The organism is Ruegeria sp. BHSA163 (assembly GCF_059613365.1).
In genome coordinates this window covers 1-10739 of sequence record NZ_JBXWSJ010000087.1, presented here as the reverse complement: position 1 = coordinate 10739, position 10739 = coordinate 1, and the positions used below count along the sequence as shown (strand labels likewise).

Below are 10739 nucleotides of genomic sequence, written 5' to 3'. Positions count from 1 at the left end.
GCGGATGATCTCGGGACTGGTTTTGAAGTACTTGAAAGAGGCAGGTTTGGTCATTCCTAAACGCTACGCAACCGCCCTGCCCTGCTCAAGCAAAGTTCTTCTGACAAGACCGTGTAGATTGTCCGATGGCACCAAGCGACCGACTGTCAGTTGCTCCTGCAGCCTTTCCAGTTCACCACGGATTGTATCCGGAAAGTCTATTGCCAAGAAGACACGCATGTTCGCTTCCAAATTTGTATAAACGACGGCGAGCAGAATGCGACCGAGCTGGCGTCGGTTCTTCAACCCCGTTCTTTTACAATTCTCTTAAAATCCGACGGCGACATTCCAGACCATTTTCGGAAGGCCCTCGAAAACGCCGTGGAGTCTGAGTATCCAAGCCGCAGTGCGGTCTCACCAACGGACTTCCCTATCCGGCTCGATTCGGATTTCCTGGCACCTTCGTTGCACCGACATTCACCATGCCAATGCCGACAAGCAGCAGCATTAGTCCAAGCATCTTTCGGCTCGAGACCTCCTCTCCAAGAAAAACTGCCGTCATCACGACAATAAAAAACGGCGTCAATTGGAGGAAGACACCGGCGCGCGCAGCTCCGAGTTGCCTGACACCTGTACTCCAGGCGCAGAACGCGACCACCGACGCGCCGACGCCAAGATACAATCCCGAAGCAAGGATCTCCGGCACAAGCACGTTGGGCACGGTTAAATTACCTCGCCATACCGCCAGAGGTGTCATCAAACAAAGACCGCACCAGACGACTGCGGCCATGCAGGGAGTAGGAGCAAGGGGTAATCGCAGGCGGTTGAGACAAACGGTAAATAGCGCCCATGCGAGAGCTGCAAATAAGACAAATATCGGTCCGGTCAAGAGGCTAAAACCACTGGTCATATCGGCGTATGTAAAGAGTACCATTCCGACACCGCCGAATGCGACGAGGCCACCAACTATCTCAAGGAGATCCAGTCTGCGCCCGCGCCAGATTCTTGCGATAATAAGGATGATTATTGGTGAAAGTCCGAAGATCAGCCCCGAGACTGAGGCGGGTGTCTGTTTTAGGCCAACGTAAAGCAGCCAGTTGAACAATACGATTCCGAACGACGCCAAAACTATAAGCTCGGGCATGTGCCTTTTGTACGAGAGTAGAATATCCCGCCAGTTCAGGATAATGACTGGCAGCAAGGTTATCGCCGCAACAAACCAGCGCAAGTAATTCAAGTCGAAGGGTTCGATTGTTCCGTGTAGTGCCCGCCCGACGATGAAGTTGCCGGCCCAGAGCAGCGGGGCGAGAACAACAAAGAGCAAAGCGGATCTGTCAGAAATACCTTTGCGCATAACGAATGCCGTCCGAAAGGCGCCGATATCAATAGAACGAAGGCTAGAGACCGAAGCAAAATTGGGTCACCTTCGCAACCGGCCAAAATAAAAAAGGATTAAATTTTAAGACAGTTTCGTGATTTTGGATTTAATGGTAGCGGTCAACTCGGCGTTGCATTCGGGTGCAATGACCCAAGATAACTACAAGTGTATGGATCATGCTTGCTGCGAAAGCGGGCGTGGTAATTGAAGCCTGATGAATCATTGAGACCTCCTGTGGGTGACCCTACGTTAACCCAGATCGATGAGGGCCTCTGTGAACTAGGACACAAACGATTGGCGCTGACGCAAACGGATACTAGCTCCGAGTACCCGTTTTGGGCTCGAGGCAGCCGTTCAGCAGAATTCAGTGAATGTCTGCTGTGCGGACTTTTCAGTGTTTCCTTGCCGTCTCCCAAATGACTTACGCCGGATCGATCCGTTACTCAGTCCAAGTCGCTTTGGCACGCAGCAGCATCGGTTTCGCCCTTCCGATCCCAAGTGCCATCAGAACAGTTGCAAAAACAAAATACCCCGCAATAGCGATGAATTGACTTTCCAGTCCAAAACCCAGGTCAATCATCAGCCCTGTCAGGCCCGGACCGATGGCCGATCCCAATACCATCACTGCAGCCGCCATTGCCTTGATCGAGCCGATATGGGCCGTTCCGTAGAAATCCGCCCAGAAGGCGTTGGGCAGAGTCGTATTTGCTCCCATTGTCAGCGCGAGGAAAAAGAAGCCGAAAAACATTGCAATCGGTTCCGATGCAGCAGCGAATATGAGAAAACTAACGACCATCGGTAGTTGGTAGAAGGGCGTCAGGCGGGCAGTGCCAAACCGATCCAGCGCCAAGCCCGAAAGCACCATGGCTATGATCGACATCAGCGTGTAGAGCGGAAAGAACGACACCAGTTCCATGTGGCTCCAGCCCTTTACATCGGCGAGGTGAACCTGATGGAAGAACAGGGCGGTGTTGAAAGCGGACAGTCCCAAAATCGCTGGCACCATGACCCAGAACAATGGGTTCCGCAGCGCTTGGCCGCGGGTCCAGTGCAATCCTTGCATACCCACATTGCCCGTACTTTGCGCTAACCGTTTGGGTGTGCGCTCCTTCCCAAGCAACCAACCCAGCACCGGAACACCTACAAGGCAAAGTACGGCCCCCGTAAGCCAAAGGTATCGCCAGTCTATGATTGTCATCAACGCCACGAACAGGATGGGGAGAAAAGCCTCGCCAAAGGCAAACCCCAGTGACGCCGTCGACAGGGCCCGTCCGCGCGTTGCCACGAACCAGCGCGCCATAGCGACCACGGCGATGTGGCTACTCATTCCCTGTCCGAAAAACCGCAAAAAGAAAACCACCAAGGGCAGTACCCAAGCCAACCGGTTCAGCGCCATAGCCATACAGGCTGCTGCAAGCCCGATCAGAACCACCGGCCCGAGAACGCGAACTCGGAAAATGTCGGTCAATCCGCCTGCCCAGACCATCGCCAAGGCCGATACGGTCGTGCCAAGCATGTAAATACCGCCCCATTGGCCGTGGCTCAGGCCGAAAGCTTCCCGGATTTCACCTGCGAAAATCGAAATAAAGAACGTCTGCCCAAAACTGGACATGAACGTCATTAGTGCCCCGGCGGCGAGAAAGGGAGCATTCTGGACAAGGAAACCGGCGACTTTCATACACCTCGCTTGCCCGCCATGGAGTTGGACTGCAAGCTCAAATATTCTGCAGGGTCTAGCAAGAATGTAAGGTCCGCTTTGGGCTCAAAGCAGCCGTTCGCCGCAACCCTTACAAACGACTGCTTCGCGGACAAATCGGATGTCGTTGAAAGTCGCGTGACAACATACGGAAAGATATCGAGGAGAACAATTATTATCTTTCGAGCTCTGCCAAAATTATGAGTAAAGAGGGCGCTTGGGTTTCGGATGTTTGTCCCATTCCACCCTTGTGAATTCCCGCATTCTCCCAGAAATCGACAAATTTTTGTTCGATTCAACTTTTAACAGGGTTTCTGCACCGACGTGAGGTTACTTGTGAATGGCAAGCAGGCCGCGCCATATCCCCCTTGGTACATGCGCCGGCCTTTGGCTGACGTGCTTTAGCGGGCTCTTGTGGTCCGCCGATCAATTAGCGGCGCAGGCGTTTTTTGAGGAAATGCAGCTGGTGAATATTGAGGTAGGTGGTCTTTCCTCTCTTGCCCGAAGCATGCAAAACGGATCCGGTGGACTGTCAGACGGCTCAAGGTACTCGTATGATCGCTACTACAGCAATTATATACCTATACCCGATCTACGTTTCACAATGTTATCGCCGATCAATTCCGACTTTGGAATTCTTTGGGGTTTCGGCACAGGCGAAAGTGGCGACAAGTACCGAATTGACCCGAGTCTCCAGATTGGGTTCTTGTACATAGAAACGCTCGGAGACAACGAATGGCTGTCACTTTTAGTCTCCACGCGCCTTTTTGGTTACCTGCGTGAGAAATCCTGCACGGCAAATTATGGTGCCGTTGGGGGCATACAAACCGTCAATTGTCGGATGGCAGACAGCCTGATGGCGCCTTCCGAAACACTCGAATACCTTGAGAATCGCGCGCCGCAAGATCAGTTTACTGTATCGCTGCGCTACCAGTTCAGGTTCTAAATAAAACGGCCGGGTACTACCCCGGCCGCTTTAAACCCAAAGAAACTCCCTAGTCCGGAATGAAATCGGGTGAGACCGCCCTGCGTAGGGAGACTTCACCAACGCCGTACACAGAGCTGCGCGTGCACGCGTTATTTACTGTCTTAGTGCATGAAGCGCCAAAATCGCTGATCGTATCCGTCCGTGCCGTTTGTAACAGGCGGTCAACGACAAGTTCACCGGCATTGTCTTGGTTAGACAGGTAATTCTGGTGCTTACCACCAACCATTGCGGCGATACCAGCAACATAAGGCGCCGCAAAAGAAGTACCTGCGAAGCCCATCTCTGCGCTGTTTACGCGAGCGACGAGGAACATGTCCTGAACCATCGTATTTCTACCGGCGATCGCCGAGTAGTCGGCAATGGTTGTAGGACTCAACTCAAGGTTCGCTGCGACCAGGTCACCATTTTCGTCGTATGCGTCACCGGCTACGTAGTTCGTAGGAGTCCAATCCAGAGCTCCAACGAACAACGCATTTGGCGCTCCGACAAGCGCTTGGTTGAGAGTATCCACATGTGGAGATGGGATGATACCCAAATTGATCGTTCCCGTATCGACTTCCTGGCCGTATAGGTTCCCGGCGGCTTTTACGAATATGTCATTCCCTCCGTTCCAGGCTTCGTCAGCCAGAGAGTCCCAGAGGGTATTGCCGAAGGAATAATTTGCGTCGACTACAGTTCCTTCTGGATCAAACAGGCCAAAGCTCATGTTGACAACCTGAACGGCCGCGCCGGAAGCGTAATGATTGCTGATGACGCCTGACCTGTCTCGACCTCTGACAGCTGACGGTTGGTCAACATTCCTATACGACGCACCGGGAGCGACCAAGCGTGACTGGAGGGAGGTCCACTCACCGTGGGTTAAAGTCTGTGTTTGGCCGACTAGATTTCCCTCGAAAGCGTTGCTTGAAAAGTTATCCAAAATTACCATGTGCGCACCAAGGCCAGTAATATTGTTCGAGAATGCCCAATCCACCTCGGGATGCATCCACCTATAATATTGCAGACCGATTTCTGGCTCTGGTTCGGGTTCCGGCTCCGGCTCCGGTGTCGGGTTGCATCGCGGACTTTTCGGGTTGCACGCGTCCGCTACGCCAGGCGTCAACGAAAGCAGCGAGAGCGCGAACGTTGAAACGATAAGCGTTTTGAAAATCGTCATAATCGTTCCTCCTAAAAGACGGATGGAAGCGTAACGTAATCGTGAACTCTGGCAAAAATTCTAGTGATTTTAGCAAGAAAAAGGCGGAAATGCGGCCAAAGTACTTTCTTTTCAGAAACAATTTACGGAGCCTCGCGAAACTGGTTCTAAAAACCTATTTAAGAACAATCGACGAGATTCGCGTATGATCGCTTTGGGCACGAAGCGGAGGTTCTCTGCAGCTTGCTCGAAGATCCACTTTGCGAACAAAGCGAACAGTCGAGCAAGTCCCGTCTTTCACTCCCCGCAGTTTAGTCCTTCCTAGCTGCTGCACCAAACTCAAATGAGTTACCCTAAATAGTCTTGAGGTATTCAAGCAGGGCAGACCGTTCTTTATCGCTTAATTCGTCACTGTAGGTGTGGCCCTGATTACCGTAGCCTCTCAACGTAGTGTCATAGATCATCCTTCGCCTATTTGGATCTGTTTCACTTTCTTGCCCGGCCGAAAGGACTTCAAAGCGCCAGCCCATCGTTTGGGGATCGTAATTTCGTGGATCAAACAGGTGCCGCCAGTACATCGGCCTCAAGATGCTAAGGAGTAAAGCCTCCATATTTGGCACTGAACCGTTGTGTAGATATGGTGCCGTGGCCCAGATCCCATCGAGTGGCGGTGCTATATAGCCAGGTGCAGGGTTGGCACTTTCAGTGTCTCCGTAAGGAGAACGCGCCACCCAGGCGTAGAACCGGTCACGCGATCCATCCGTTGCCTCAGTTGCATATGCGGGGTCAGTTCCAATTTCGGAAACCGGATAGACGCGATTTAGAAAGGTCTCATTTGCCCCGTACGTGCCGTGGCAAGCGCTGCACTCACGAAGAAAGATGCCCTCTCCCTCAGCTGCCAGCTCTACATCTACAGGATACGGGAAGACCGGGGCCTGCAATGAAGCAATGAAGGCACGAATGTCAGGCGCATAAAGCGTAAGCGTCTCCTGTGTGCTGTCATCCCCAAACCTCAGAAACCAATTATCAATACGAAGTTCCGCAGCATTCCAATCGAAACCCGAGATACTGGGTATACCCCGTCCGAACCGTTCCTCGCGCGCGACTTTCGCCGAGTTTGCGTCGAGAAGTGCGACGTGCACCCGTTCAAGCTGTCTGACGTCCCAAATTGAATCCTGCGGTGGTACCGTTGGAGGTGCAATGCCAATGCGTAAGAACAAGAACTGGAAACCAAGTTTGTTGCCATCTTCATCGCTTAAATGAGTTAGTAACTGCCAGGTCTCAGTGCGTGAATTAACATGGGCACCATGATCCTCGGGCAGCTCCAGTAACGCCTTCTTCATCGATAGCCATCAGACGAGAGTATTCCGCCAAATCGGCGGCAACGATGGTGGTAAGTCGACGTTGCATAAGAAACTGTCGCAGTCGGATACGCCTAATTCAACAGTTAAAATGTTGAACCCTACGCGATCGTAGGATTGGCCAATCCTAAACCAATACAGCTTAGGGCTCGAAGCAGTCGTTCGTCAGAATTCAGTGAATGTCTGCTACGCGGACAAAGCCGCCATTCGCTGCGCTGCTGGGCGGTTGGTCCAAATGAACGACTGCTGTGCGGATAATCCGGACGACGAATACTTGTTTGGTCGACGTCTTTTTTGATTTCTGATGTGTCAAGTTGGAACAGATTGTGATTACCTAACCGGGGGAAAAAGGGCATTTGCGTGGTCGACCGATCTTATCAGTATTGCAGGAGCCGTTGAACAAGGAACTTGTCATTGGAGCGTCGCCTTACAACAGTTTTTGTCGCAGATATCGTTGGGTACTCCCGACTAGTAGAAGACGACGAGGAAGGCACTCTGGAGCGTCTACGTCAGAGCCGAGTTTCCGTCGAAGCGAGTATTGCTAGCCACCACGGTAGGGTATTCGGAAGTGCTGGGGACAGTGTTCTGGCTGAGTTTAGTAGCCCGGTTGATGCCGTTCGATGTGCTGTCGAGATTCAACGGGAATGCTCCGAGCGAGACCACGGACTCGACCGGACGGGCCAACTGGTGTTTCGGATAGGAATCAACACTGGTGATGTTGTTGTCGACGGCCAGAACCTTCTCGGCGACGGCGTTAACGTTGCCGCGCGACTTGAGTCTCTCGCAGAGCCGGGTGGTGTACTTATAAGCAAGACAGTATTTGATTTTGTTTCTGGAAAAATAGACGTAGCACTGGTTTCGGAAGGGACAAAAAAACTCAAGAATATCGCCAAGCCTGTGGAAGTCTACGTTGTGGATATCAACGGCAAGCTCGAAGGTGTGGAAAAACGCACCTACTTGACCGACCCAGGAACGTATCGCTCGGCGATTGCCGTACTTCCCTTCGACAATATGAGCGCTGACCCCGAACAAGAGTACTTTTCGGATGGGCTGACAGAAGACATTATCACGGCACTGACGCAGTGGCGATCATTTCAGGTGATCGCGAGAAACTCGAGTTTCTCCTTCAAGGGCAAGAACATGGACATCAGGCAAGTCGCGTCAGAGCTTGGTGCTCGCTATATTCTGGAGGGAAGCGTAAGAAAAAGTGGTAACCGGGTGCGCATCTCTGCGCAACTGGTGGACGGCACTGATGGTCATCAAATCTGGGCGAACAAATACGATGGGGACTTAAGCGACATTTTTGAAGTTCAGGATGATCTCGTTCAACGCATTTCAGCTCTTATAGCACCGGAACTGACGAAAGCAGAATTAGAGCGCTCTGCAAATCGCCAGACCGAAAATCTGACAGCTTGGGATTACTACCTCCGCGGGATTTCCGCAGTTCGGCAACGCACCGCGGAAGGAAATTCCATTGCAAGGGATCATTTCTCCCGCGCTATCGAGCTTCAACCAGACTACTCAGATGCCTACAGCGGCTTAGCCAGGTCTTACAGTCAGGATGTGCTGATCGGTGCCACGGAAGATCGGTTTGCAACTGCAACAAAAGCAATGGACTCAGCTCAGAAAGCCGTTGCGTATGATGAGGCTTCAGCCACTGCTCACCATGAACTGAGTACTGCCTATCAATGGTTAAACCGTCCTGACGATGCTCTAGCGGAAGCTCGCATATCGGTCGAACTGAATCCTAATGACGCGTATGGTCTTCACGCACTGGGAAACAAATCGGATTTGTCTGGCGATCCCGACGGGATTGGCTATATGGAGCGGGCACAGAAACTTAACCCTGCTGATGCACAGTTGCCCTCTCAGCTGTCTTTCCTAGCGCGTGCTTACGTGAACCAAGGAGACTACTCTCGTGCTATAGACAGAGCCAAGCAAGCGCTGCGTCGCAACCCTGATTTTGCTCCTGCCTTATTCATTCTTGCAATTGCATATGGTCTGGCAGGGGAAAACGAAGAGGCCAGCAGGGCTTTGAAAAAGTGCGAAGAAGCCAGCCCGGGATTTATTCGTTCGCGGGAGCATTGGGCGCCGTATGTGTCTCCCAATAGTAACAAGTTGCTGCACCAAGGGCTAAAAAATGCAAGCTTGGAAAGGTGATGCGCAGCGTCGCGGACACTGACTTGGCCTGATAGGAGAGGAAACGGATGAACGTCCTATTTGGGCTCGATACGTTTTTCGGTTCTGTCAGACGAATTCGACCCAGTCTCATCTGGGACAGTTAAGCTGTCCTTTATGAAACGCCAAGATCGCGGTACTCCGAAAGAGCGGCGAAACGTATCAGCTTGAAGGTGTCTCTGTTAGTAAGAAATCCCTCCTGATTGAAGTGGCTGTAGACAGAAGAGTGAACTGCGGCGAATTTCTGCAAACTTCTCATACGCATCAACCGCTGCATCGCCCTTTCGCAATCAACGGCGCGTCACAGATAGTGGCGCTTGCCGATGATCTTCACAAACACTCCGCCGATAGGCCATTTCTCTTCTGATTATACCCGCAATCGCTAGAACTTTCTTCTCCGTATTCGCGAACGAAGTCACATCCTGGTAATTCGATAGTCCGGTCGCAGATTGCATAATCAACAAGAATGATCGAGAAGTTATACGGTCTTCCACTTTGCCATGATATTGTGGCGGGGATGAACACACATGCGAAAAATCTACTTTTAGATGCGGAACTCGGCGCTGAGCGGTCAATTGGATATGTCAGATGTGCGGTCGGCTTATCAATTTCGTTCTTCTTTTTCGTTGTCGTCGCTCCAACGCTCGAACAAGACAATCCAGCATTGAACGTGGCACCGTATTTTGTGTTTGTTTCAGCCGGTTACTTTGCCATCGGCTGCGTCACTTTATACGTCGTTCGTTCAAACTCGTTCCGTACCTGGATGACGTGGTTGTTTACCACCATGGATATTGTGTTTTGGTGGAGCCTGCTGGTGGCAACGGTGAAGATTATAGATCTACCGTGGAGCCAGATTATCATCGTGCCACCGGTACTTTTAGCCTTCGCCATATTGGCGCTCGTTGCGCTAAGGAATAATCCGAAGCTTCAGGTCTTTGCACTCATATTTGTCGTAATGGCGCTCATAAGCCTGTACTTCCTGGCCGCGGATCCCATTACTCCCCAGATGGACAACGCGTTGGGAACAGTGGGATTTTTCGACACGCCGTTAAACATTGTGCGACTGCTCATGGTAGCACTTACTGGTGGAATTCTGTTCTTCCTAGCGGTCCGCACAAGAGCCCTTCTGAACAGGGCGATTGAAGAAACGACCCGACGGACTAAGCTGGCGCAGTTCCTGCCAGCTCAATTGGCCGAACAGTTGTCGACCGCTGAACAAGCTGAATTGCTTAAAGGGAAGTTGCAATCCGCGGCGGTGCTATTTGTCGATGTGCGGGGCTTCACAGCAATGTCCGAAGGCCTGGCGCCCGGATCGCTTGGAGAGTTTTTGTCCACGTACAGAAAAATCGTGACAGCTCAAGTGCATGGGCACAATGGGATAATCGACAAGTTCATTGGTGACTCTGTAATGGCTGTCTTTGGAGCCCCGGACGCGTCCGCCGACGATGCTCAAAACGCGCTAAAATGCAGTATCGCCATACTCGAATCCATTGATAGTTGGAATGCGAAACGAGGCAGAATGAGCTTAAAGAAAGTAAAAGTGGGGATTGGCATACATGCGGGCGAAGTTTTCTCTGGAGCAGTTGGAGACGAATCCAGGTTGGAGTTTACGGTTCTTGGCGACACAGTGAACGTAGCGGCGCGGCTTGAACAGGCAACAAAGGAATTTGGCTGCCGCCTCGTTGTATCTGAAGTAGTCTTAGAGAAATCGGGGTTCGACGTAGACCGCGAAGAGGCCTGGAAGCCCCTTGGCAATTACGAAGTTCGAGGGCGAGCGGAGAAACTGGCAATCTTCGGGTGTCCTTAAGTGTTCCCCTAGGGTATTTTAACTGTCAGTAGTATCGGAGTTCACTCGTCATGGAGCTTTTTGCAGGCCAATCGGTGCTCATTACAGGCGCAAGCGGTGGGCTGGGTAAGCAACTGGCGCTTGATTTTGCGACGCAAGGAGCGAAGGTCGCGCTCAATTATGCGTCGTCTAAGGAAAAAGCTGACAAAACCGCCGCTCGTATCGTTGCCGCCGGAGG

At 51.9% G+C, this 10739-nt stretch carries 10 protein-coding genes and 1 pseudogene; 4 read left to right on the top strand and 7 right to left on the bottom strand.

Annotation, left to right across the window (positions count from 1 at the left end; all coding sequences use genetic code 11):
* Positions 1-63 precede the first annotated feature (63 nt).
* The 4 genes from AC2FNV_RS22310 to AC2FNV_RS22295 form a co-directional block, all read right to left on the bottom strand.
* On the bottom strand, positions 64-219 hold the full coding sequence (locus tag AC2FNV_RS22310; RefSeq protein ID WP_170608898.1) for a hypothetical protein: 156 nt from the start codon (positions 217-219) through the stop codon (positions 64-66).
* Between the two features lie 62 nt (positions 220-281).
* Positions 282-386 carry a helix-turn-helix domain-containing protein gene (locus AC2FNV_RS22305; protein WP_254442664.1) on the bottom strand — a complete coding sequence of 35 codons (105 nt, stop codon included), beginning with the start codon at positions 384-386 and terminating at the stop codon, positions 282-284.
* 23 nt (positions 387-409) lie between these two features.
* A complete protein-coding gene (locus tag AC2FNV_RS22300; protein WP_170608896.1) occupies positions 410-1333 on the bottom strand; it encodes a DMT family transporter in 924 nt (307 codons plus the stop codon).
* Positions 1334-1796: 463 nt separating this feature from the next.
* A complete protein-coding gene (locus AC2FNV_RS22295) occupies positions 1797-3035 on the bottom strand; it encodes an MFS transporter (protein ID WP_170608894.1) in 1239 nt (412 codons plus the stop codon).
* Between the two features lie 484 nt (positions 3036-3519).
* Between AC2FNV_RS22295 and AC2FNV_RS22290 the strand changes: the two genes are divergently transcribed.
* On the top strand, positions 3520-3999 hold the full coding sequence (locus tag AC2FNV_RS22290) for a hypothetical protein (RefSeq protein WP_170611180.1): 480 nt from the start codon (positions 3520-3522) through the stop codon (positions 3997-3999).
* Between the two features lie 49 nt (positions 4000-4048).
* On the opposite strand, the gene AC2FNV_RS22285 is transcribed toward AC2FNV_RS22290, so the two are convergent.
* Both AC2FNV_RS22285 and AC2FNV_RS22280 read right to left on the bottom strand, forming a co-directional pair.
* A complete protein-coding gene (locus tag AC2FNV_RS22285; RefSeq protein WP_170608890.1) occupies positions 4049-5197 on the bottom strand; it encodes a S8 family serine peptidase in 1149 nt (382 codons plus the stop codon).
* Between the two features lie 332 nt (positions 5198-5529).
* Positions 5530-6519 (bottom strand): c-type cytochrome, encoded by a 990-nt coding sequence (locus AC2FNV_RS22280; RefSeq protein WP_170608888.1) that lies wholly within the window; start codon positions 6517-6519, stop codon positions 5530-5532.
* A 432-nt stretch (positions 6520-6951) separates the two neighbouring features.
* On the opposite strand from AC2FNV_RS22280, the gene AC2FNV_RS22275 reads away from it, so the two are divergent.
* Positions 6952-8697: an adenylate/guanylate cyclase domain-containing protein gene (locus tag AC2FNV_RS22275; protein WP_170608886.1), complete on the top strand. Its 1746-nt coding sequence runs from the start codon at positions 6952-6954 to the stop codon at positions 8695-8697.
* A gap of 133 nt (positions 8698-8830) precedes the next feature.
* Here AC2FNV_RS22275 and AC2FNV_RS22270 read toward each other — a convergent pair.
* Positions 8831-9001 (bottom strand): annotated as a pseudogene (locus tag AC2FNV_RS22270) (IS6 family transposase); the annotation flags it as partial.
* Between the two features lie 180 nt (positions 9002-9181).
* Here AC2FNV_RS22270 and AC2FNV_RS22265 point away from each other — a divergent pair.
* A complete protein-coding gene (locus tag AC2FNV_RS22265; protein WP_170608884.1) occupies positions 9182-10522 on the top strand; it encodes an adenylate/guanylate cyclase domain-containing protein in 1341 nt (446 codons plus the stop codon).
* A gap of 50 nt (positions 10523-10572) precedes the next feature.
* The coding region (locus AC2FNV_RS22260; RefSeq protein WP_496774553.1) for an SDR family NAD(P)-dependent oxidoreductase at positions 10573-10739 on the top strand (167 nt) is incomplete at its 3' end.